Source organism: Lysobacter sp. yr284 (assembly GCF_900107375.1).
GTDB lineage: Bacteria > Pseudomonadota > Gammaproteobacteria > Xanthomonadales > Xanthomonadaceae > Lysobacter.
On sequence record NZ_FNPT01000018.1, the window covers coordinates 16,906 to 40,278 of the forward strand.

At 70.5% G+C, this 23,373-nt stretch carries 17 protein-coding genes and 1 riboswitch; of the genes, 9 read left to right on the forward strand and 8 right to left on the reverse strand.

Translation table 11 applies throughout. The features are described 5' to 3' along the window. Nucleotides 1–74: 74 nt before the first annotated feature. Nucleotides 75–623, forward strand: a complete 549-nt coding sequence (ppa, locus tag BLV01_RS20060) for an inorganic diphosphatase (protein WP_091804202.1) — start codon at nucleotides 75–77, stop codon at nucleotides 621–623. Between the two features lie 279 nt (nucleotides 624–902). Here ppa and BLV01_RS20065 read toward each other — a convergent pair whose 3' ends face one another. Then, nucleotides 903–3,770, reverse strand: coding sequence for a TonB-dependent receptor plug domain-containing protein (locus BLV01_RS20065; RefSeq protein WP_343124261.1), 2,868 nt, complete (start codon nucleotides 3,768–3,770; stop codon nucleotides 903–905). A gap of 224 nt (nucleotides 3,771–3,994) precedes the next feature. Here BLV01_RS20065 and BLV01_RS25730 point away from each other — a divergent pair, with 224 nt between their 5' ends. Beyond that, nucleotides 3,995–4,528, forward strand: coding sequence for a hypothetical protein (locus BLV01_RS25730; protein WP_139178912.1), 534 nt, complete (start codon nucleotides 3,995–3,997; stop codon nucleotides 4,526–4,528). A gap of 487 nt (nucleotides 4,529–5,015) precedes the next feature. Here BLV01_RS25730 and BLV01_RS20070 read toward each other — a convergent pair whose 3' ends face one another. The 4 genes from BLV01_RS20070 to thiC all read right to left on the reverse strand — a co-directional run bounded on the left by BLV01_RS20070 (nucleotide 5,016) and on the right by thiC (nucleotide 11,675). Beyond that, the gene (locus BLV01_RS20070; RefSeq protein WP_091804207.1) at nucleotides 5,016–5,939 is read right to left on the reverse strand and encodes a helix-turn-helix domain-containing protein; all 924 of its coding nucleotides are present in this window, start codon (nucleotides 5,937–5,939) and stop codon (nucleotides 5,016–5,018) included. 144 nt (nucleotides 5,940–6,083) lie between these two features. After that, nucleotides 6,084–8,444 (reverse strand): winged helix-turn-helix domain-containing protein, encoded by a 2,361-nt coding sequence (locus BLV01_RS20075; protein WP_091804210.1) that lies wholly within the window; start codon nucleotides 8,442–8,444, stop codon nucleotides 6,084–6,086. A gap of 387 nt (nucleotides 8,445–8,831) precedes the next feature. Then, nucleotides 8,832–9,512 carry an ion channel gene (locus BLV01_RS20080; protein WP_091804213.1) on the reverse strand — a complete coding sequence of 227 codons (681 nt, stop codon included), beginning with the start codon at nucleotides 9,510–9,512 and terminating at the stop codon, nucleotides 8,832–8,834. A gap of 285 nt (nucleotides 9,513–9,797) precedes the next feature. Next, nucleotides 9,798–11,675: a phosphomethylpyrimidine synthase ThiC gene (gene thiC / locus BLV01_RS20085; protein WP_091804217.1), complete on the reverse strand. Its 1,878-nt coding sequence runs from the start codon at nucleotides 11,673–11,675 to the stop codon at nucleotides 9,798–9,800. 111 nt (nucleotides 11,676–11,786) lie between these two features. After that, nucleotides 11,787–11,895, reverse strand: a riboswitch (TPP riboswitch). Nucleotides 11,896–12,006: 111 nt separating this feature from the next. On the opposite strand from thiC, the gene BLV01_RS20090 reads away from it, so the two are divergent. After that, on the forward strand, nucleotides 12,007–12,636 hold the full coding sequence (locus BLV01_RS20090; protein WP_091804220.1) for a hypothetical protein: 630 nt from the start codon (nucleotides 12,007–12,009) through the stop codon (nucleotides 12,634–12,636). Nucleotides 12,637–12,659: 23 nt separating this feature from the next. Here BLV01_RS20090 and BLV01_RS20095 read toward each other — a convergent pair whose 3' ends face one another. Together BLV01_RS20095 and BLV01_RS25735 are read right to left on the reverse strand one after the other, a co-directional pair. Then, nucleotides 12,660–13,793 carry a M23 family metallopeptidase gene (locus tag BLV01_RS20095; RefSeq protein ID WP_091804222.1) on the reverse strand — a complete coding sequence of 378 codons (1,134 nt, stop codon included), beginning with the start codon at nucleotides 13,791–13,793 and terminating at the stop codon, nucleotides 12,660–12,662. A 233-nt stretch (nucleotides 13,794–14,026) separates the two neighbouring features. Then, on the reverse strand, nucleotides 14,027–14,266 hold the full coding sequence (locus tag BLV01_RS25735) for a hypothetical protein (RefSeq protein ID WP_139178915.1): 240 nt from the start codon (nucleotides 14,264–14,266) through the stop codon (nucleotides 14,027–14,029). On the opposite strand from BLV01_RS25735, the gene BLV01_RS20100 reads away from it, so the two are divergent. From BLV01_RS20100 to thrC, 4 genes are all read left to right on the forward strand, one after another. Continuing rightward, nucleotides 14,265–14,891: a YbhB/YbcL family Raf kinase inhibitor-like protein gene (locus tag BLV01_RS20100; RefSeq protein ID WP_091804225.1), complete on the forward strand. Its 627-nt coding sequence runs from the start codon at nucleotides 14,265–14,267 to the stop codon at nucleotides 14,889–14,891. The genes BLV01_RS25735 and BLV01_RS20100 overlap by 2 nt on opposite strands. 433 nt (nucleotides 14,892–15,324) lie before the next feature. After that, nucleotides 15,325–17,916 (forward strand): bifunctional aspartate kinase/homoserine dehydrogenase I, encoded by a 2,592-nt coding sequence (gene thrA / locus BLV01_RS20105; RefSeq protein ID WP_091804228.1) that lies wholly within the window; start codon nucleotides 15,325–15,327, stop codon nucleotides 17,914–17,916. Continuing rightward, nucleotides 17,913–18,887 (forward strand): homoserine kinase, encoded by a 975-nt coding sequence (locus BLV01_RS20110; RefSeq protein ID WP_091804231.1) that lies wholly within the window; start codon nucleotides 17,913–17,915, stop codon nucleotides 18,885–18,887. The genes thrA and BLV01_RS20110 overlap by 4 nt, the downstream gene beginning before the upstream one ends. A gap of 97 nt (nucleotides 18,888–18,984) precedes the next feature. Beyond that, entirely contained in the window at nucleotides 18,985–20,292 is a 1,308-nt protein-coding gene (thrC, locus tag BLV01_RS20115; protein WP_091804234.1) for a threonine synthase, read from the forward strand. Between the two features lie 143 nt (nucleotides 20,293–20,435). Here thrC and BLV01_RS20120 read toward each other — a convergent pair whose 3' ends face one another. Then, on the reverse strand, nucleotides 20,436–21,077 hold the full coding sequence (locus tag BLV01_RS20120) for a hypothetical protein (RefSeq protein WP_139178918.1): 642 nt from the start codon (nucleotides 21,075–21,077) through the stop codon (nucleotides 20,436–20,438). 221 nt (nucleotides 21,078–21,298) lie between these two features. Here BLV01_RS20120 and BLV01_RS20125 point away from each other — a divergent pair, with 221 nt between their 5' ends. Continuing rightward, complete coding sequence (locus tag BLV01_RS20125) at nucleotides 21,299–21,478, forward strand: hypothetical protein (RefSeq protein ID WP_091804240.1); 180 nt, start codon at nucleotides 21,299–21,301, stop codon at nucleotides 21,476–21,478. Between the two features lie 146 nt (nucleotides 21,479–21,624). Continuing rightward, nucleotides 21,625–23,352 (forward strand): dihydroxy-acid dehydratase, encoded by a 1,728-nt coding sequence (locus BLV01_RS20130; RefSeq protein ID WP_091804243.1) that lies wholly within the window; start codon nucleotides 21,625–21,627, stop codon nucleotides 23,350–23,352. Nucleotides 23,353–23,373 lie beyond the last annotated feature (21 nt).

The following is a 23,373-nucleotide window of genomic DNA, read 5'->3' on the forward strand; positions in this document are numbered from 1 at the left end:
CCTTCCGGCCCGTTCCCCTGCGGGCCCCATTCCATCCGGCCCGCCCGACGCGGGCCCCAGCAGTCGGAGCACACATGGGTCTGGACCACGTCCCCACCGGCAAGAACCCGCCGCACGAGATCAACGTCATCATCGAAATCCCGAAGGATGCCGAGCCGGTCAAGTACGAGGTCGACAAGGCCTCCGGCGCGATCTTCGTCGACCGCATCCTCTCGACCCCGATGCGCTATCCCTGCAACTACGGCTACGTCCCGCACACCGTCTGCGGCGACGGCGACCCGGCCGACGTGCTGGTGGTGCTGCCGCTGCCGCTGATCCCCGGCTCGGTGATCCGCTGCCGCCCGGTCGGCGTGCTGCGCATGAGCGATGAGGCCGGCAGCGACGAGAAGCTGCTGGCGGTGCCGGTGGACAAGGTCTTCGCCGGCTACTCGCACATCCACGACATCGACCAGGTCAGCCCGCACTGGCTCGAGCGCATCGGCCACTTCTTCGAGCACTACAAGGACCTGGAGAAGGGCAAGTGGGTCAAGCTCGACGGCTGGGGCAACGCCGAGGAAGCCAAGAAGATCCTGGTCGAGGCGATCGAGCGCTACGCGGCCGAGGAAGACAAGCCGAAGTTCTGAGCGCGCCCAGCGCCTGCGAACTCGCGAGAGGCCGCCTTCGGGCGGCCTTTTTCGTTGCCGCGCGGCCGCGTCGTTCGCATCGCCCGCGCCAGGCTTTTGTGGGAGGGGCTTGAGCCCCGACGCTTTCCCATCCGGTCGCCGCGACCTGAAAGAAAAGCGTCGGGGCTGAAGCCCCTCCCACAAAAGCTTGGCGCGAGTTCGTCGCGCGATCCGCCGACGCAAAAAACTACGGCCCCTTTCGGGGCCGTAGTCGTGTCGCTAGTACCGCTCAGGCTTCGATCAGAAGCGCTGGGTGTACTTCATGTACACGAAGCGGCCGATGTCGAAGCTGCCGTTGTAGACGAAGCTGCTGTTCGGCTGGCTGTACATGGTCTGGCCGATGTGGTCGAACACGTTGTTCGCGCCCAGCGCCACGGTGGCGTTCCACGGGGTGTTGTAGCGGACCTGCACGTCGTGGAAGGTGTTGGCGCCCACTTCGCGGACCGGCACGATGCCGCGGTACGAGGACTGGTAGTTCGGCTTGTTGCACTCCGGACCGCCGTCGAGATCGTACGCGCACTCTTCCTTCAGGCCGCCGTAGTAACGGATGCCCCAGCTCGCGCCGAAGTCGCCGCGGCTCCAGTCGGCGTTGAAGTTCGAACGCACGCGGAAGTTGCTCGCGCCGTCGGCCACCCAGCTGGTGCGCTGCTCGACCGGGGTGTTGGCTTCGCCGTCGCGCTTGTACTCGGAGTAGTCGACGTAGGTCGTCTTCCAGGTGAAGGCGAAGTTGCCGTACGCGGTGTCGGCCAGGCGGTAGGAGACGCCCAGGTCGTAGCCCGCGGTCTCCTGGTAGCCGGCGTTGATCAGCGTGCGGGTCACGTCGACGACCTGGCCCTGGTTCAGCGGATCGGTGTCGCGGATGAAGCGGCCGCAGGCCGAGTCGATGCCGAGCACGTAGCAGTTGTTCAGGATCGAGGTGACGGTCTCGGACGCGATCACGTTCTCGATCTTGATCTTCCACCAGTCCAGGCTGACGTCGAAGCCGCTGAACCAGCTCGGGCTATAGACGAAGCCGATGTTGGTCGACTTGGAGGTCTCCGGCTTCAGCAGCGGGTTGGAACCGGACAGGAACGCGCTGTCGGACTGGGCATTCGGGCCGGTGGCCGGATTGCCGCCGGCGGCGGCCTGGCGGAAGTTCGCCGGGACCACGCCACCGCAACGCTGGGCGACCTGGCCGTTGCGCACGGCCGCGCCGAACAGGGTGTCGCACGGATCGGTGTAGTTGTCGAAGCTCTCGCCGACGCCGCCGTACAGATCGTTCACGGTCGGGGCGCGGAAGCCCGTGGCGTAGGTACCGCGGACCAGCAGGTCGTCGATCGGCTTCCACTTCAGGCTGAACTTGCCGTTGGTGGTGTCGCCGAAGGTGTCGTAGTCGGAGTAGCGGCCGGCGATGTTGAACGACAGCTCCTTCGCGAACGTCACATCCGACAGCACCGGCACGGCCAGTTCGACGTAGAACTCGTCGAGCGAGTAGCCGCCGTGGGTGGAGCTGCCGGCCAGGTCGGAACTCAGGCCCGACTGCAGCAGGGCGTCCGGCTCGTAGTTCGCGGTTTCCTTGCGGTGCTCGTAACCCGCGGCCAGGCCGAGGTCGCCCGCCGGCAGCGTGGCGAGCACGCCGCTGAGGTTGAGGCTGTAGACCTGGGTCTTGTTGGTGTAGCTGTCGTGGGTCGGCAGGAACAGGTACTTCTGCAGTTCCGGATTGGTCAGCGCGCCCGGACCGTTGGAGTCCGGACCCAGCAGCGGGTTCCACGCCAGGCAGCCGGCGATCGGCGCGTCGGGCGTGCCGCAGCGGGCGACGCCGCCGGCGTCGACGAACGACGGGCCCAGGGCCTTCTCGACGTTCGGCAGGAACAGGTTGCCGGTGCCGGTCTTGTTGCCCTTGTTCTGGTTGTAGAGGTAGCTCGCGTCCCAGTCCCAGGTCTTGCCGGCCAGTTCGAAGGAACCTTCCAGGCCGCCGCTGAAGCGATAGGTGCTCAGCTCGGACTTGGTCTGGCGCGGCATCTCCCAGGTGCGGCGGATGACGTTGGCGTCGTAGCCCAGCGGGTTGAACGCGCTGCTGCCCTTCAGGCTGAGGTCGCCGTCGTAGCGGCCGAAGCCGACCGAGCGGAACGGATAACCGGCGATCTGCTGGGTGGCTTCGCGATCCGTGTACAGGATGTCGGCCTTGGCGCGCAGGTTGTCGGTGATGTCGAACTCGGCGTTGGCGAACACCGAACGACGCTCCAGGCCGGTCGAGAGATACATCTGCTCGTTCGGGTTGGCCAGGTCGTTGATGTCGGTCTCGTGGAAGTTGCCCAGCGAGCCGGTGCTCGTGCTGCCGCGGTTGGCGGTGTACGAGATGTCGTCCTTCGGATTCAGCGGGGTCTGGCGGTTGTCGATCAACGCGCCCCACTGGGTGATGCCGTTCCAGCCGTTGTCGTCGCCGGCGACCGGCGCGGGATGGCCGCGGCCGTTCGGGTAACGGGTGAAGGAACGATCCTTGGCCATGACCGGATCTTCCTTGCTGTACTCGGCGCCCAAGGTCACCGAACCGCGCTCGCCGGTCTGGCCGATGACGAAGTTGTAGGTTTCCTTGTTGCCGTCGCCCTGGCCGTACTGGCCGAGGTAGGCGCTGCCTTCCAGGCCGTCGAAGCGCTTGCGGGTGATGATGTTGACCACGCCGGCGATCGCGTCGGAGCCGTACAGCGCCGAGGCGCCGTCGGTCAGCACTTCGATGCGCTCGATGATCGAGGTCGGGATCGAAGCCAGGTCGGAATAGCCGCTGGAGCTGATGCCCATGCGCTTGCCGTCGATCAGCACCAGGGTGCGTTCCGGACCCAGGTTGCGCAGGTCGACGTACTGGCCGCCCACGTTCTCGCCCGAGGCGAGCGCGTCGGCGCGCGAGATCGCCGGCGAACCGGTGGCGGTGATGTTCTGGACGATGTCGGCGACGGAAGTGAAACCCTGCTTCTGGATTTCGGCGCGCGACATGGTGACGACCGGCTGCGACGTCTCCAGGTTGGCCTGGCGGATGCGCGAACCGGTCACCTCGATGCGATCGAGAGTGGTGGGGGTCTTGGAGGCATCGGCTTCCTGAGCGCCGGCGATCGCCGGGACCAGTGCCGACACAAGCGCCGCGGCGATAGCGGACGGCAGAACGCCGTACCGCGCCACGGGGCGCAGACTACGATGGTTCATCTATCTCTCTCCAGTAATCTCGTTATGGGCGTGTTAAAACGCCCTGCAAAAGTACGTTCGAAGTCTCCGCACTGCTTTGCGGGTGCCAACGGGAGACTTTGCGAAGTCAGGCGTGGAAGCCACTGTCATCGCGTTTGAAAAAACACGACGCACGCATGAAACGTGATGAATTGCCCGTGTTTTTGACCGTTCGCGGCGCAGCGCCGCAACCACGCCGCGCGCGTCGATGCGGCTTGCCGCGCATTGGCGAATCGCTTGCCGAATCCGTCGCGAAGCTTTGCATCGCGTCTTTGCGCTGCGTGTCCGCTCACAGAGAAGCCGCTGATTGTTGGTCGCCGCGCGCATACGCATGCGCTGCGATCCGTATCGACATGATTGCGCGCACGACTTCGGCGCATCGCGCCGGTGCCTGCGCGAACCGCGGGATTCCAGGGGTTTTCGCTGCGTTCGCGCGGTATGCGCAAGGTGTGCGCAGGTGTGCGCACACGTTCGAACTGAACGAGTTGTTCAGTCAACAAGGAAGCGAAGCGATCGTTTCGATGAACGCGGCGCTCGCATCCGTTGCGCGAGGTCGAGCGTCGGTGCGACGCGAACGCCCAACGCCGAACGTCGATGCGTGGCGACGCGATGCGATGCGTGCGATGCATGCGATGAATCGTCTTCCGTTCGAATGCGCGCAGCGATGCTGAACGATTCGTTCATGCCCGCGTCTCTCGCACACACGCTTGCACCCACGCATGCATGCATGCATGCGAGCGAGCGCACGCCCGACTGCAGCCGCGCGCACGCGACGCGCAAAGACTGCCGCCGCGCCGATGCAGCGCGCCTGTAACAAGAAGGAGAGAAACGACCCGCCAAGCGCGAAGGCGCGTGCGCGCCGGCCCGATGCCGCCGAGGTCGGCTGCGCGCGGTGCGCGCAGTCGAAGCCTCGGCGTTGCTGCGGTGTCGCTGAAGTCCGGCCTACGGGGGGAGGCGGCTGGCGGTATCGGCCTGGCGGCGGTGCCGGATTCGCATCGGGCGGGCCGTGACACGGCGGATACAGCGGGCTCGGAGGACTGCGTTTGCTGCGTTTGCTACGAACGGCTTGCTTCGGATCGTACTGCCCGGCCAGGTTGCGGCCGTTTCGGAACCTTCTTCGGTGTTTCGCAACGCTTTCGTCGCCTGCGCTAGCCGACGTCAGCTCGCCATCGCCAGCTTGCGCAACGGCACCGCCGAGACCACCGCCGCACGCGCGGCTTCGGCCTTGGCGCTGGCCGCGGCGCTGCGGTAACGCGTGGCCGAGGTGCCGAAGCGGGCGCGGAAGGCGCGGGCGAAGCTGCAGCAGTTGTCGAAACCGCTGGCGGCGGCGACCTCGCCGATCATCATCGAGGTGTTCTTCAACAAGTCCGCGGCGTGTTCCAGGCGCATGCGCGCGGAGGCCGCTTGCGGGCTCTCCTCGTACAGGCTGTGGAAGGTCTTGGAGAAGTACCAGCTCGAGAAGCTGGTCAGCTCGGCCAGTTCGCTGATGCGCACGACCCGGTCGCAGTTGCCTTCCAGGTACAGGCGGGCGCGCTGGAGGCGGCCGAAGACCTGGCGCTTGCGGCTGCGCGAACGGCCCGGGCACCGCTGGATGCGCGCGGTCAGCTCGCGCTGGACGCCGGCCAGGTGCAGCAGGATCGGGCGCAGGGCGTTCAGGTCGAAGCCGGTGTCGGCCTCGCCGTTGCGGGCATGGGCCTGGCGCCACAGGCGCAGGGCGATGCGCGCGTCGTGCCGGCTCATGCGGCCGCGGCCGGCGTACAGGGTGCTGTCGGCCAGGCGCGCCATCGCCTTGATCGCGTCCGGGGTCAGGTTCAGGCCGATGCAGACGCCGTAGCGGTCGGCCTGCAGCACCGGCTTGGAGTCGCGCTCGAACGCGATCCAGTCGCCGCGCTTGAGGCGGAACTTGCCCTCTTTGGCTTCGACCCACGAGCTGCCGCGCAGCTGCACCCAGAGCGAGAAGTGAGTCCCGGACAACTGGGCGCTGCCCAGTCGCGAGACACCGACGCAACTTGCCTGAGCGGAGTGATCCTGCGCGTCCAGCTGCAACAGCTGTCCGCGATCCGCCCACAATGCTTGCTCCATTGGTCCACCTCATTTGCGGGGAATGAGGTTTTTATTTGCGCGAGCAACGAACCTTTGCGCAGGAAATTTGACGGAGAGTTAGGCGAATTCGGAACGATGTCACATCCGACGAACTTCCGAAAGGACTTTTCCCAGCCGGATCAATCAGTTGAGCCAGCCAGGAACGAAGGTCTTCGGTTCCTCGGGCAAGTCCATGTAACCGATATCGGCCCCATCCCACTTGGCCAGGGCCAGATACACGGTGTCGCCGCGCGGACTCAGGCTGAATCCATTGATCGCCGAGCGCCGGCTTTGGTCCAGACACAGCACCGAGGGCGGCAGCTCCGGGGTGGCCATCCGCCGCATCAGCGACAGGCAGGTCGGCTGCTGGTCCATGTAGCGCAACTCGCCGGTGGCGACGGCCACGTCCCACAGCCGGTAGCGGTCGGCGACCGGTTCGCTGTCGTCGATCTGGCGGACGCTGGCCGCGGCCAGGCCCAGGTCGGCCTGCCACAGCCCGGACTGGGTCTGGCGGGCGAACAGCAGGCGGTTGTGGGCCGGGTCGGCCTTGGCCTCGACCACGTCGTCGATCGCCGCCAGCAGCTTCCACGGCGAGCGGCTGCGGTCGAACAGATGCAGGCGCAGGCGGCCGTCGCCGACCCCGGCCAGGACCAGCATCCGCTCCGGGTCGGGCAGCTGCATGGCCTGGATCGGTTCGTCCACCGGCGCCGGCAGGCGGGTGACCCGGCCGCTGGCGGGAACCACCTCGAAGATCACGTTGCGCCCTTCCGCGTCCGGCCCTACCACGCTGACCCGGCTGCTGTCGGCCGACCACGAGGCGCCGTAGCGGGTGCCCGGGGTCACGCCCGGCAGCATGCGCAGCGAGTCGGGCTGGTCCAGGTCGGCCCACCACAGGTGGTTGCTGCCGGAGCGGTCGGAGAAGAACACGATCTGGCGCCCGTCCGGGGCCACCGCCGGCAGCATGTCGCGGGCCGAGGACGGGAACAGCGGGTCGACCACGTGCACCGCGCCCTTGGAGGTATCGCCCAGCACCACCCGGAACAGGCCGAAGTACGGCTTGCGCTGGACGAACGCCGCGGCCGGGCGCGAGGCCGCCACCGCCGGGAACTGCGCCGACTCGATGCCCAGGTCGCGGGCCTGGCCGGTTTCCAGGTCGAGCCGGAACAGGCGGGTATCGCCGTCGATCATGCGTCCGAACAGGATGCTGCGGTTGTCCGGCAGCCAGTCCCAGCCGCGCACGTCGGCGCTGAGCTGGCTCAGCCGCTCGGCGTTGCCGCCCTCGGCCGGCAGGCGCCAGAAGTCGCCCTGGGGGTTGTTGCGCAGGAACACGATCCAGCGCCCGTCGGGCGAGAACCGCGGCGACAGGTCGAGGTTGCCGGCGCCGGCGCGGTACGGCACCGCGCGCCATTCGCCGCTGGCCAGGTCGAGCACGCGCATGCCGACGATGCCCTGGGCGGTCTGCATGCTGCCGAAGATCAGGCCGCGCCCGTCCGGGGTCCATTCGAAGGTCGGCGGGTTGCGCGGGTCGCAATCGCCGATCTCGCGCTCGGCGCCGCCGTTGGCGGCGATCAGCAGGACCTTGCAGGCGCGCGCCGGATCGACCCGCAGGAACGCGATCGAACGCCCGTCCGGCGACCACGCCGGGGCGCTGTCCTCGGCCAGCCCGCTGGGCCGGGTGAGCTGGCGCGGCGGGGTCTGGTCGGTGGTCTGGACCAGGATCGCGGTGCCGCGCTGGCCCTCGGGGATGGCGACATAGGCGACCAGGGCCGCGTCCGGCGACAGGGTCGGCTGCACTTCGAAGCCGGGCATCGAGGTGATCAGCCGGTACGGACGCGCGGTGCTGGCGACCCGGGCCGGGTCGAGCGCGGCCGGCGCGGCGCCGGGCGCGTGCGCCTGGCGCGCCAGCGACCACCACACCAGCAGCACCACCAGGCCGAGCACCAACGCCACCGTCCCGACCAACGAACGCCAGGTGCCGCGCGGGCGCGGCTGGTTCGGCAGCGGGACCGGCTCGATCCGCTCGGCGGGGGCGGCCACGGACGCGACCGCCGCGGCCGCGGCCGCGGCGCCGTCGGCGCCGGCCATCGCCAGCGCCGCGCCCTCGCCCGCCGGCTCGGCTTCGCCGCCGGCGGCCGCCTGCTCCGGCACCAGCCAGCGCACCTTGGCCAGCAGGCGGTAGCCGTTCTTGGCGATGGTCTCGATGTAGCGCGGGTTGCCGCGGTCCTCATCGAAGGCCTTGCGCAGCTGGGTCACCGCCTGGGTGACCACGTCGTCGGTCGGCAGGGTGTCGGGCCAGACTTCGGCCAGCAGCGCATCGCGGCTGACCACCCGGTCGGCATGATCGACCAGCACCAGCAGCACGCCCATGGCCTTGGGCGTGATCCGGCGCGGCCGACGCGCCCCCGGCGCGCGGATCTCGCGCAAGGGGATGTCGACCAGGCAATCGCCTACCCGCAGGTGCTCGGCGGGCAAGGGCGGCGTCGATGGCTCGTGGGTTCGCGGCATGAATCCTGCTGATGGTGCGCACTTGCCCGCGGTGGGTCATGTGCCTGAACGCCTAGGCACAAGGCGGACCAACCGACATATCCGGCATGGCGCGGTGGCGCGATCGGAAAGGCGCGCCGGCACTGCTTGTTCTAGCTGCCTATTCTAGCCCCCGCCAAGCCGCGCCGAGCCGGTCCGCAACGTCGCAGGTGCGGCTTTGGGGCCGGAAAGACCGAAACGTATCGTTCCAAAACGCGCGCGCCGGCACGTGTTCATGTGTAACGCACCGCAGCTACACCGATTACATCATCACGCTGCGAATCACGTGCCTGTGAGGCAGCGTTTCGCCCCCGTTCAGCCGCCCACGCCCGCGCCGGCCGGTACCCTCGGCGTACGCGCGGTCCGCGACTACGGCCGCGGCTGCCGCAGCATGGTCAGCCCGATCAGCCGCGACACCACCGCCGCGATGTACCCGACCCCGGCGAACTGCTCGAACATGGTCAGCACGCGCGCCGCCGGCGACATCGGCAGGATGTCGCCCAGGCCGACGGCGGACAGGTTGGTGAAGCTCAGGAACAGCAGTTCCAGCCAGGTGCGCGGCTCGCCCGGCCGCTGCGCGCCGACGAAGCTGTCCGGATACCAGGCCTGGCAGACCAGGAAGGCGTAGGCGAAGCCCCAGGCCAAGAGAGTGAACGTGGCCCCGGCCGCGAACAGCTCGTCCGCGGTCACCTTGTGGTCGCTCATCATGTAAGCGATCAAGGCGCCCGCCGCATAGAAATACAGCGCCGCCTCCAGCGCCGAGGACAGCACCAGCAGCGCCGGGCTGGCGAACAGCACAGACAGCACCGACAGCGCGAACGCCGGGATCGCGATGATCCAGGCGATCCACTTGATCGCCGGGCTGCGGTTGACCACCCACACCGCCAGCGCCAGCACCAGCACCCCGAACGCGCCGAACACCACGCGCCCGCCGCCGGCCGGCTCGAACAGCGGATACACCGCCAGGCTCAGCAACTGCGCCGCCAGCAGGAACGCCGAGGGGTGGCGACGGGCGATCGCGCGCCATTTCAGGGATGCGTAGCTGGTCATGGGTCGCAGGCGGGGTCCGGTCGGAAGGAAAAAAGCCGGGCACAGCATGCCCGGCTTTTGCGCGGTTCTCACCCACCCTCGCCTGCGTTGTCGCGGCCGCCCCCTGCAGGAGCGGCGCGAGCCGCGACCAACCGAAGCAGCGTCGTGCCACGCAACCAACCCAAGCCCGTCAATCCTGTTCTGCGCCCGCACCGATTCCCATGACTTCGGGACGCGGCGCCTGCGTACGGCGCTTCGGTTGGTCGCGGCTCGCGCCGCTCCTACAGGCAGATCGCGCGGCAGCGCTTACGCGCGGTGGTAGACCTCCGCGCCCTGCGCGCGGAACTCCGCCGACTTCTCGGCCATGCCCTCGTTGACCGCCGCGCCCTCGTCCAGGCCGTGTTCCTTGGCGTAGTCGCGCACGTCCTGGGTGATCTTCATCGAGCAGAAGTGCGGGCCGCACATCGAGCAGAAGTGGGCGACCTTGTGCGCCTGCTTGGGCAGGGTTTCGTCGTGGTACTCGCGCGCGCGCTCCGGGTCCAGGCCGAGGTTGAACTGGTCTTCCCAGCGGAACTCGAAGCGCGCCTTGCTCATCGCGTTGTCGCGCGCCTGCGCGCCGGGATGGCCCTTGGCCAGGTCGGCCGCGTGCGCGGCGATCTTGTACGCCATCAGGCCTTCGCGCACGTCGTGCTTGTTGGGCAGGCCCAGGTGCTCCTTCGGCGTCACGTAGCACAGCATCGCGGTGCCGTACCAGCCGATCATCGCCGCGCCGATCGCGCTGGTGATGTGGTCGTAGCCCGGCGCGATGTCGGTGGTCAGCGGGCCCAGGGTGTAGAACGGCGCTTCGCCGCACACCTCCAGCTGCTTGTCCATGTTCTCCTTGATGAGCTGCATCGGCACGTGGCCGGGGCCCTCGATCATGGTCTGCACGTCGTGCTTCCAGGCGATCTTGGTCAGCTCGCCCAGGGTTTCCAGTTCGCCGAACTGGGCCGCGTCGTTGGCATCGGCGATCGAGCCCGGACGCAGGCCGTCGCCGAGCGAGAAGGCCACGTCGTAGGCCTTCATGATCTCGCAGATGTCTTCGAAGTGGGTGTAGAGGAAATTTTCCTTGTGGTGCGCCAGGCACCACTTGGCCAGGATCGAGCCGCCGCGCGAGACGATGCCGGTGACCCGGCGCGCGGTCAGCGGCACATAGCGCAGCAGCACGCCGGCGTGGATGGTGAAGTAGTCCACGCCCTGCTCGGCCTGTTCGATCAGGGTGTCGCGGAAGATCTCCCAGGTGAGTTCCTCGGCGCGGCCGTCGACCTTCTCCAGCGCCTGGTAGATCGGCACCGTGCCGATCGGCACCGGCGAATTGCGGATGATCCACTCGCGGGTTTCGTGGATGTGCTTGCCGGTCGACAGGTCCATGACCGTGTCGCCGCCCCAGCGCATCGACCACACCAGCTTCTCCACCTCCTCGGCGATGCCGGACGACACCGCCGAATTGCCGATGTTCGCGTTGACCTTGGTCAGGAAGTTGCGGCCGATGATCATCGGCTCGCTTTCGGGATGGTTGATGTTGTTGGGGATGATCGCGCGGCCGCGCGCGACTTCCTCGCGCACGAACTCGGGGGTGATGATCTTCTGGATGTTCGCGCCGAAGCTCTGGCCCGGATGCTGCCTCAGCAGATGCGCTTCGCGGATCGATTCCAGCTGCTGGTTCTCGCGGATGGCGATGTATTCCATCTCCGGGGTGACGATGCCGCGGCGCGCGTAATGCATCTGGGTGACGTTGGCGCCGGCGATCGCGCGGCGCGGCAGCGGGCGGTTGCCGAAGCGCACGTGGGCGAGCTTGGGGTCGTGCTCGCGCTGGCGGCCGAATTCCGAGGACAGGCCCGTGAGCAGCTCGGTGTCGCCGCGCTCGGCGATCCAGTTCGCGCGCAGCGGCGCCAGGCCCGCGGCCAGGTCGATGTGCGCGTCCGGGTCGGTGTAGGCGCCGGAGGTGTCGTACACCGCCAGCGGCGCGTTGTCTTCGCCGCCGAAGATGGTCGGGGTGCGGTCCAGCGCGATCGCGCGCATCGGCACGTTCAGATCGGGGCGCGATCCTTGCACATGGATCTTGCGCGAGCCGGGGATCGGGCGGGTGACGTCGGCCGACAACTTCTCGGCTTGCTGGATCAGCTCGGAGGGAACCGCGTTCATTGGAATTCGTCCGCTTTGGAGAGGGGCTTGTGAGGAAAAGCCGGCCGCACCCCTGACGGTGCGGCGCTACGAGCCGGAAGGCTCGCGCAAAGCGGGCGCGCGGACGCAGCGATCGCGTCCTGCGAAGCTTCCCTACGGCGGTCTCAACCGCATCAGGTTCGAAGGGACTGTCTCAACCGCGCGACCGTGCCGGCCCGCCGCGGTACCCCCGCTTCAAGCCTGCATTAGACCCGGAAACCGGCCCCGGCGCCAATCCCGCCGGCGGCGACCGCCGTCGCAGGCCCGCGCGGCCCGCCTTGCCGGCGCAACGCCCGGCCGCTAGCGTGCCCGCATGAACCCATCGCGCCCGCTCGTCCTGCTGCCCCTCGTCGCCGCCTTGCTGCTCGGCGGCTGCCTCCTCGGCCACACCGTGCGGCCCGCGCCGCAGGCCGAACGCGCCGCCGAACGCGCCCGCGCCGGCGAGTTGCTCGAACGCCTGCGCCCGCTGTGCGGCCAGGCCTTCGCCGGCCGCATCGTCGCCGACACCCCGCGCAGCGCCGACGATCCCTTCATCGGCAAGACCCTGGTCATGCACGTGCGCGGCTGCGAGGCCGACGCGATCCGGGTGCCGTTCCAGGTCGGCGAGGACCGCTCGCGCACCTGGGTGTTCCAGCGCCAGGGCGACGGCCTGAGCTTCAAGCACGACCATCGCCACCGCGACGGCAGCGAGGACGAGCTGACCCTGTACGGCGGCGACCTCAAGCCCGGCGCCGCGCCGGGCCGCTACGAATTCCCCGCCGACCCGCACAGCCGCGCGCTGTTCCGCCGCCTCGGCCGCGAGGTCTCGGTGCCGAACGTGTGGGCGGTGGAGATCGACGCGCAACGCTTCGTGTACGAACTCGCCCGCCCCGGCCGCCTGTTCCGGGTCGAGTTCGACCTGACCCGGCCGGTGCCCGCGCCCCCGCCGCCCTGGGGCGGCTGAGGCGCGGGCGCGCCGCGCCGGCCTCAGTTCGGGCCCGGGTTGGTGTAGTAGCCGTAGCAGTAGTTCTGCCCGCCCTTGGTCAGGTAGAAGCGGCTGCAGTTGGTGTCGTAGCTGCTGCCGGTGGCGGTGATACGATAGCCCGACAGATACGTGCCGTTGAGGTGGTAGAAGCTGCCGTTCTGCTTCAGCGACCAGTGCTCGTGCGGGCCGGTCGAGCTGCCGCCGTTGCACAGCGCCTGCGCCTGGGTGTTGGCCGGGTTGGCGATGGCGGTGTTCATCGACACGTTGGCGCCGGTGTTGTACTGGATGTTCATCAGGTGGTAGTAGGTCGTCGACCAGCCGCCGGTGTGCACGATCTCGGCGAAGCAGGAGGAATGGCGCTTGAACGAGCCCGCCGCCGACGCCGACACCCAGTTGCCGTTCTGGTTGCTGCCCCAGCCGCCGCCGCGCGACATGTCCAGCGACGACATCGGGTAGTTGCCCGAGCCGGTGTTGGTGTGCGCGCCGCCGACATGCCAGCTGGCGCCGCGCGGGAACGGGAACTGCAGCAGGCCGTTGGGCGAGAGCGGCTGCACATCCGGGCCGGCCTTGGCGAAGCGGTCCGACGGCGCCTTGGCCTGGCGCGGCTCGTTGAACAGGCGGCCGTAGACCAGCTGGAATTCGCCGTCGCCGCGCAGCGCCGCGGCCGGTTCGTTGTCGCCGGAGCGCTCGAACAGCGCCTGCAGCGGATTGGCGCGGGCCAGCGTCACCGGGCCCTTGGCCCCGTCGGGATCGCGCGCGTACAGCGACTGGCGCAGCGCCAGCGCCACTTCGCGCGTCTGCGCGCCGAAACCGTCGGCGCGGGCGAGCTTGCCGAACGGCCGCGCCGGCGCGCGCTTGCCGCTGACCGCGCCGCTCTGCTGCTCCATCAGCGCGATCAGCACCTTCGGGCTGATGCCGCTGTAGCCGGCCCAGTGCGAGATTTCTTCCGAATGCTTGCGCAGGTGCGGCGCGCGCTTGGCCAGGTAGGCGTCGGTGTCGAAGTCGAACATCTCGTCGTAGGAATACACCAGGTCCTCGCCCTGCAGGCCGCGGCCCTGCGCGGCGGCGGTGCCGCCGATCGTCGCCAGCGCGCAGCACAGCGCCAGCCCCAGTCCCGCCTTGGAAATCGTCTTCATGTTCTTCTCCCGAGAAAGACGTCGAAGCGTGCAATGGACGGCGCAACGGCCGCGCGGGCCGAACCGCGCGGCGGACGGCGCGTACGACCGTTCGTCATCGTCGGAACGCCCGCAACGGCAGTCCGTAAAATCGCGGGCGGCCGGACTGTGACCGCAGCCTTCGGCGCTGTCGTGCGACGCAGTTCAAATCGGCGGCGTACATGCGCCGGCGCACGGCCATTCCTCAATGCGCTTCACACCCGATGCGCGAGCGCGTCGCCAAAGCGGCCGCGGCGGCGCGGCGCGAGCATGAACGCAATCGGGCGCGGCGCACACAATGCGCGCGCGCCGTGCAGGCAATGCTGCGATGCCGCGCGGGCGAGCGCGGCGCCCGCGGGGTGCGCCGCGCCGGCGATGCAGGCGCCGCGCGCCGGCGACGCGCATATCGCGCATCTGCGACACTGGCGCTCTGCACGCCAAGGAGAGCCGCGCATGCCCGCATCCCGTTCGTCCGCTTCCCGTTTCCCCGTCGTCCGTCGTTCGGCGTCGCTTTCCGGCTGCGGCCGCGCGAGCGCGCGCGCGGTCCGCCGCATCGCGCCGCTGCTGGCTGCGGCCGGCCTGTCGCTGAGCGCGCTCGCCCAGGCGCAGAGCCTGGAACTGCACAGCGCCGACCTGCGCGAAGGCGAGACCATCGCCGCCGCGCACGTGTCGCTCGCCTGCGGCGGCGGCAACCAGGCGCCGGCGCTGGAGTGGAAGAACGTGCCCGAAGGCACCCGCAGCTTCGCCATCACCGTGTTCGACCCCGATGCGCCCACCCGCGGCGGCTGGTGGCACTGGGCGGTGGTCAACCTGCCGGTCGCGACCACCTCGCTCGAACGCGGCGCCGCCCCGCCCAAGCCCGCGTTGCAGCTGCGCAACGATTTCGCCAAGGCCGGCTACACCGGCCCGTGCCCGCCGCCGGGCAAGCCGCACCGCTACGAATTCACCGTGTGGGCGCTCAAGAGCGAGGCGCTGCGGCTCGACGCCAAGGCCCCGGCAGCGATCGCCGGCGCCATGGCCCGCGCCGACGCGCTCGGCCACGCCACGATCACGGTGCAGTACGGCCAGGCCAAGAAATGAACCGGGCCGGCGCCGCGCCGCGACCGGCGGCGCCGGCAAAGTAACCGCAGAAACCATTGGCCCTGGCCGTTCGGACAGGGCCGGCCGCCCACGCGCGAGCGCGCACGCAACCGCGCGGACAGGGGAGTCCAGCGCCGCGCACAGTTTGCCGATGAAATTTTTTCGACCCACTTGACGCGCTGCACAACGGCACGGTATTGCTAGTTCCATGCACGCCGCCCTCGCCCTCGTCCGCTCCGTCTCGACCCTGCCGCACGGCCGGGTAGGCGCCGTCGCGGCGATGTCGATTACCACTACCGGTACCGGTACCACCCGCCAATGGGTGCGGACGGGCGTGTCCAGCTGAATCACCACGCCGCTCCGCACCCGATCCCGGGTGCGGGCTGCCGGCCCCCACTCGAACGGACCGCGGAGCTCCACCAGGAGCCTTGCCATGTCGTCCGCCCCACCTCAAGCCGCATCGGTCCACCCCACATCGGACACCCAGCCCGATGCGGCCGCGGCCGATGACCACCTTGCCGCCGACGCCGCGGCCAAGGCCGCCGCCTACGCCGACGCGACCCTGTCGCCGGCGCGCCACGCGCACAAGTTCGGCGGCAGCAGCCTCGCCGATCCCGACCGCTACCGCGTCGCCGTAGGCCTGCTCGACGACGGCGCGCGCGAACGCGTGGCCGTGGTCTCGGCGATGCAGGGCGTCACCGACGCGCTGCTGGCGCTGGTCGCCGCGGCCCGCGACGGCCAGGACTGGGCGCCGGCGTGGAGCGCGCTGCGCAAGCGCCATCTCGACACCGCGCTGTCGCTGGACCCGCACCGCCGCCACGGCACCATCGAAGCGCTGGAGGCCGAATTCGAGCGCCTGCGCGACACCCTGGAAGGCTTGCGCCGCGCCGACGACGAAGCGCTCGCCGCGGCGCTGCCGGGCCTGGGCGAGGTGTGGTCCTCGTACCTGATCCACGCCGCGCTCGGCGGCGCGCCGGCCGGCTGGGCGCGGCTGGACGCGCGCGAGGTGCTGGTGGTGCATCCGGGCGAGATGGGCGTGGCGGTGGACTGGGCGCACAGCCGCGAGCGCCTGGGCGAATGGCGAAAACGCAACGACGCCGCCAACGTCGTGGTCACCGGCTTCGTCGCCCGCGACGCGCACGGCCGCGACACCACCCTGGGCCGCAACGGCAGCGACTATTCCGCGGCGATCTTCGCCAACCTGTTCGACGCCGACGCGCTGACCATCTGGACCGACGTCGACGGCGTGCTCTCGGCCGATCCGCGGCTGGTGCCCGACGCGGTCTGCCTGCCCTCGATGTCGTACGCCGAGGCCTGCGAACTGGCCTATTTCGGCGCCAAGGTGCTGCACCCGCAGACCATGGCGCCGGTGCAGCAGCGCGGCATTCCGCTGCGCATCCGCAACACCCGCAACCCGCAGGCGCCCGGCACCTTGATCAGCCTGCGCCCGCAGCCGGGCGCCGCGCCGGTGAAGGGGCTGAGCCTGGTCCACGACCTGGCGGTGCTGGAGCTGGTCGGCAACGGCATGGTCGGCGTGCCCGGCGCGGCAGAGCGCCTGTTCGGCGCGCTGCGCGCGGCCGGGGTGTCGGTGACGATGATCTCGCAGGGTTCCTCCGAACATTCGATCTGTTGCGTGGTGCGCGCCGACCAGGCCCAGCGCGGCCGCAACGCGATCGTCGCCGCGTTCGCCGACGCCATGGCCGACGGCCAGGCCCAGCACGTGCTGGTGACGCCGGACATCTGCGTGCTGGCCGCGGTCGGCGACGGCATGGTCGGCCTGCCCGGCGTGGCCGCGCAGTTGTTCGACGGCCTGGCCAAGGCGCGGGTCAACCTGCGCGCGATCGCCCAGGGCGCCGGCGAGCGCAACATCTCGGTGGCGATCGCCGCGCGCGACGCGACCCGCGCGCTGCGCGCCGCGCATTCGGCGTTCTGGCTGTCGCCGCAGTGCATTTCCATCGGCGTGATCGGCCCGGGCAAGGTCGGCCGCGCCCTGCTCGCGCAGCTGTCGGCCGCGCAGCCGCGTTTCCAGCGCGAGGCGCGCCCGCAGTTCCGCCTGGACCTGCGCCTGCGCGCGCTGGCCGACAGCCGGCGCATGCGCCTGGCGCCGCGCGCGCTGGCGTTCGAGGACGCGCAGGCGCTGGACGACGAATCCGAGGCGCTGGATCTCGACCGCTTCGCCGCGCACGTGCGCGCCGAGCACATCCCGCATGCGCTGATCGTCGATTGCAGCGGCTCCGACGCGGTCGCCGCGCGCTATCCCGACTGGCTCGCCGCCGGCATCCACGTGGTCACCCCGAGCAAGCACGCCGGCGCCGGTCCGCTGGCGCGTTACGACGCGATCCGCGAGGCCGCGCGCCACGGCGGCCAGTTCCGCTACGAAGCCACGGTCGGCGCCGGCCTGCCGGTGATCCAGACCCTGCGCTCGCTGCTCGACACCGGCGACGAGCTGACCGAGGTCGAAGGCATCCTGTCGGGCACCCTGGCCTGGCTGTTCAACCGCTACGACGGCCGCACCCCGTTCTCCGCGCTGGTGCGCGAGGCGCACGAGCTGGGCTACACCGAGCCCGATCCGCGCGACGACCTGTCCGGCACCGATGTGGCGCGCAAGCTGGTGATCCTGGCGCGCGAAGCAGGCCGGCCGCTGTCGCTGGAGCAGATCGAAGTCGAGAGCCTGGTGCCGGAGCAGTTGCGCGCGGTGTCGAAGGACGAATTCTTCGCCCGCCTCGACGAGCTCGACGCGCCGCTGCAGCAGCGCTTCGATGCCGCGCGCGCGGCCGGCCTGAGCCTGCGCTACCTCGCCCGCCTCGACCGCGACGGCCGCGCCAGCGTCGGCGTGGTCACGCCGCAGCCGGGCCACGCCGCCCTGCACGGCGCGCTGACCGACAACCTGATCCAGTTCCGCACCCGCCGCTACGCCGACAACCCGCTGGTGGTGCAAGGCCCGGGCGCCGGCCCGGACGTTACCGCCGCCGGCGTGTTCGGCGATATGTTGACCATCGCCCAGACCCTCGGAGCCCGTGCATGAGCGCTGCCCTTCCCTCCGCCGACGAGGCCGACGCGGTGCCCGCGCAGCAGGCGCGCGCGTTCGCGCCCGGCAGCGTCGGCAACATCGGCGTGGGCTTCGACCTGCTCGGCCATTCCATCGACGGCGTGCGCGATCTCGCCACGGTGCGGCGCATCGACGAACCCACCGTGCGCATCCGCGCGATCCGCGGCGCGGTGCCCGGCGCCGACGCGCTGCCGCTGGAGGCCGCGCGCAACACCGCCGGACAGGCGCTGATTTCGCTGCGCGACAAGCTCGGGCTGGAACACGGCTTCGAGCTGGAACTGGACAAGGGCATTCCGCTCGGCTCCGGCCTCGGCGGCTCGGCCGCGTCCTGCGTCGCCGCCCTGGTCGCGGCCAACGCGGTGCTGGCCAGGCCCTTGCCGCGCGAGGCGCTGTACGAATTCGCCCTGGACGGCGAGTCGGTGTCCAGCGGCAGCCGCCACGGCGACAACGTCGCGCCGATGCTGCTCGGCGGCGTGGTCATGGCGACCGCGACCCGGATGATTCCGCTGGCGGCGCCCGACTGGCTGTACGCGGTGGTGGTCCACCCCGACCAGGTGCTGGAAACCCGGCGCGCGCGCGCGGTGCTGGCCGAGCCGTATCCGCTCGCCCAGGTGGTCAAGCAGAGCGCGCACCTGGCGCTGTTCCTGACCGGCCTGCAGCGCGGCGACGCCGGCCTGCTGCGCGAGGGTCTGGTCGACCTGCTGGTGGAACCGCGGCGCGCGCCGCTGATTCCCGGCTTCGCCGAAGTGAAGGCCGCCGCGCTCGACCACGCCGCGCTCGGCGCCAGCATCTCCGGCGCGGGCCCGAGCTGCTTCGCCTGGTTCGCCGCGCGCGCCGACGCCGCCGCCGCCGCGATCGCGATGCGCCAGGCCTTCGCCCAGGCCGGATTCGATTCGCGCGCCTATGTCACGCCGGTGGCCGGGCCGCGCGCGGAGGTGCTCGACTGAGCCAGCGCCGCCCCGCCGCAACGCTCCGCCCTCGACCCCTGCCCTGCGCCGCGCTCGCGAACGCGAAGCCGGCGCGGCGCCTTCAACCGGATTGCGCATGAACTTCCTCAGCACCCGCGGTCAGACCGCGCCCACCGCCCTCGACGCCGCGCTCGCCGCCGGCCTGGCGCCGGACGGCGGCCTGTACGTTCCCGACGCCTTCCCGACCCTCGATGGCCCGCTACCGGCGCGGGCCCTGCACGAAACCGCGCAGGCCGTGCTCGCGCCCTATTTCGTGGATTCCGCCTTGCGCGACCGGCTCGGCGCGATCTGCGCGCAGGCGTTCTGCTTCGACGCGCCGCTGCGCCCGCTGGCCCAGCCCGACAGCTGGCTGCTGGAGCTGTTCCACGGCCCGACCGCCGCGTTCAAGGACTACGCCGCGCGCTTCCTCGGCGGCGCGCTGTCGGCGCTGCGCGCGCCCGATGCGCCCGACACCACGATCGTGGTCGCCACCTCCGGCGACACCGGCGCCGCGGTCGCCGCCGCGTTCCACCGCCGGCCCGGCTTCCGCGTGCTGATCCTGTATCCCGACGGCCGGGTCTCGCCGCGCCAGGCCCACGGCCTGGGCTGCTGGGGCGACAACGTCCAGGCGCTGCGCGTGGACGGCGACTTCGACGCCTGCCAGCGCCTGGCCAAGCAGGCGCTCGGCGACGACGCGCTGCGCGCGCAGTCGCCGCTGAGCTCGGCCAACAGCATCAGCCTGGGCCGGCTGCTGCCGCAGGCGGCGTACTACGCCCACACCGCCGCGCGCTACTACGCCGATCACGGCGAGCCGCTGAACTTCATCGTCCCCACCGGCAACCTCGGCAACGCCTGCGCCGCGCTGGTGGCCAAGCGCATGGGCGCGCCGGTCGGCGAACTGCGCCTGGCGACGAACGCCAACGACACGTTGCCGCGTTACTTCGACGGCGCCGACTACGCCCCGCAGCCGACCCGCGCGACCCTGGCCAATGCGATGGACGTCGGCGCGCCGAGCAACTTCGAGCGCCTGCGCCACTGGTACCGCGACGACGCCGAACTGCGCGCCGCGATCCATGCCGAAGGCGTCGACGACGCCACCATCGCGCAGACCATCCGCGCCGCGCCGCAGCGCTACGGCATCGTGCCCTGCCCGCACACCGCGACCGGCCTGCGCGTGCTGGAGACCCTGCGCGCGCAGGGCGACGAGCGGCCGTGGGCGGTGGTGGCCACCGCGCATCCGTCCAAGTTCGACAGCATCGTCGAGCCGCTGGTCGGACATGCGGTCGAGCCGCCGCCGGCGTTGGCCGAATCGCTGGCGCGGCCGGCCTGCGCCGAACCGATGGCGGCGGACTACGCGGCCCTGCGCGAGCGCTTGCTGGCCGGTGCGCTCGCCGACGCCATGTAGCGACCGCGCGCGAACCGCGGATCGAAGCGGCTTCGGCGCTGATCGCGGGGCGCGGCGCCGCGGCGATGTCCGCTGCGGCGATGTGCGCACCGCGGCAGGCACCGGGCGTTGCCGTCTGCGGCGGGCGGCGCGCACCGGCAGCATCAACGCTCGGCCTCGTCGGCGGTTGCGCAAGCCACCGCCGCGGAACGCCCGCCGGCTCCGCCACGCTCGCGGCCGGACACGACCGGCCCCATCCCGGCCGCGTAGTCGAGCCCGATCGTCCGCCGCGAAAAGCCCGGCCGCAACCGCACCGAGCCGAACGCGTTGCCGAACTCGACGGTCGGATCGATCTGGTAAGCCACCCCGTCGCCGTAGTAGCCACGCGGCACCGCGGGCGCGGCCAGACGCAGTCGGTAACCGCTACGGATATAACGCTGCAGTTCGAACTCGGGCGGCAACACCAGGGTGCCGCGGGCGAAGTCGCGCGCTTCCACCTGGTAACCGCTGCCCAACGCCCGGCCGGGCAGCTCCAGGGTCGCGGTCGTGTAGGCCACCGCGTCGTCGCCGGCGTCCGCATCGGCCTCCCAGACGCTGGCGGCGACCCGCGGATCGAGCCAGAGGTAGGTGTCGGCGCGGCCGTTGCAGACCACGACCGCGAGCCGGTGTTCGGACAGGTCGCGGCTCAGCGCTTGCAAATACAGGGTGCGGCCGCCCCAGGCCGCCGACAGGCAGAACATCGTCAGCAACCACGCGATCGCTTGTGGCGTTCGCGCCCGGGCAGGCAGTCGGTACGGGAGGGGCATGGTGCGCTCGATCGGTTCGCGGCGGCCGACAGGGACGCCGTCTCACCAGCCCGATTCGGGCCGATGCGGACAGACTCCACGGTGCGTGTGCGCTCGCCACGAAGCGAAAGTGAATCCGCAACGCGCCGTCGGTCGCCCCTCGCCGCGACCGCGGCCACGGTTCGCGATGGTTTTCCAGGAAACTATTGACAAGCCCCAAACGGGCGTGGTCTTCTCGACCCATGACGCAGCGCAGCAACCATCGCCAGACCACTTCGCGGGCCATCGCGGCCTCGAACGAGTCCGCGCGCGCCGCGCAGCTTCGCAGCACCCTGCTCAAGGCCGCTCCGGCCATCGCCAGCATTATTCTTGCCCTCGTACTTATTACCTCGCTCACCAGCGCGGGAGTCGGGTTCGTGTAGCAAAACCACACAACCCAAGGTCGAAGAACCTCGAACCCCGCGCCCGAAAGGCGCGGGGTTTTTCGTTATGCGGCCCTGGGTTCCTTGCAACACCGCACGCGGACGTGCGGCAACGGCGACGGATTCGCCCCCAAGGAACGCCGTTCGTGAGAAGCAACGCCATCAAGCAAGGCCCGGCCCGAGCCCCCGCGCGCGCGATGCTGCGCGCGACCGGCCTGGACGATGCGGCCATCGCCAGACCGCTGGTCGCCGTCGTCCACACCTGGAGCGACGTCTCGCCGTGCAACATCACCCTGCGCGACCTCGCCCAGCACGTGCGCCGCGGCGTGGTTGAGGGCGGCGGCACGCCGATCGAGTTCAACACCATCGCCGTCACCGACGGCATCGCCATGGGCAGCGACGGCATGCGCGCCTCGCTGGCCTCGCGCGAGACCATCGCCGATTCGATCGAACTGGCGGTCTCCGGCCACTGCCTGGACGCGATGGTGCTGCTGGTCGGCTGCGACAAGACCATCCCCGCCGCGGCGATGGCGGCCGCGCGTTTGGACATCCCGACCGTGATCCTCTACGGCGGCACGATCATGCCGGGCCGTTGCCCGTCGAAGAAAGGCGCCGCCGACGACAAGCCGCTGACCGTGCAGGACGTGTTCGAAGCGGTCGGTGCGCATTCGGCCGGGCGCATCGACGACGCCGAGCTGCATCGGATCGAATCGCACGCCTGCCCCGGCGCCGGCGCCTGCGGCGGCCAGTTCACCGCCAACACCATGGCGATGGTGCTGACCTTCCTGGGCCTGTCGCCGCTGGGCTACAACGACGTTCCGGCGATCCACGACGACAAGCCCGAGACCGCGCGGCTGTGCGGCGAACTGGTCACGCAGCGCCTGCGCGACGGCGCGCCGACGCCGCGCCAGCTGATCACCGCCGCCTCCTTGCGCAACGCCGCGCGCGCGGTCTCGGCCACCGCCGGCTCGACCAACGCCGCGCTGCACCTGCTGGCGATCGCCCACGAAGCCGGCGTCGCCTTCGACCTGGAAGAGTTCGAAGCCGCCGCGCACACCCCGGTGATCGCCGACCTGAAACCCGGCGGACGCTATACCGCCGCGGAAATGTTCGAATTCGGCGGCGCGGCGCTGGTGGCGCGCGAGCTGGAGACGGCCGGCCTGATCGAGGATGTTCCGACGGTCACCGGCCGTTCGTTTTTCCGGGAGCTGAGCGAGGCGACGATGGCCGCGCAGCAGGACGTGGTGCGTCCGATCAGCGACCCGCTCAAGCCGCGCGGCGGCTACTCGATCATCTACGGCAACCTCGCCCCGGAAGGCTGCATCCTCAAGCTGGCCGGCCACGGCCGCGAGCACTTCGAAGGCCCGGCGCGGGTGTTCGATTCGGAAGAAGCCGCGTTTGCCGCGGTGCAGGCGCGCAAGATCGAAGCCGGCGACGTCGTCGTGATCCGCTTCGAAGGCCCGACCGGCGGCCCGGGCATGCGCGAAATGCTGGCGGTGACCGCGGCGCTGGTCGGCCAGGGCTTGAGCAACGACGTCGCGCTGATCACCGACGGCCGTTTCAGCGGCGCCACCCACGGCTTCATGGTCGGCCACATCTCGCCGGAGGCCGCGCACGGCGGCCCGATCGCGCGGCTGCGCGAAGGCGACCGCGTCGCCATCGACGTCGCCACCCGCACCTTGAGCGTCGCCGCCGACCTGGCCGCGCGCGAGCCCGCGCGCATCGCCCCGCGCGTGACCACCGGCGTGCTGGCCAAGTACGCGCGCAGCGTCGGCTCGGCCTCGCGCGGCGCGGTCACCGCGCCCGGCCCGCTGCAGGCGCCGAAGAAGATCGAAGCGACCTTGATCGAAAACGCAGTACCCGAACCCGCCTGACCCGTTCTCTCCCGCTCCTCC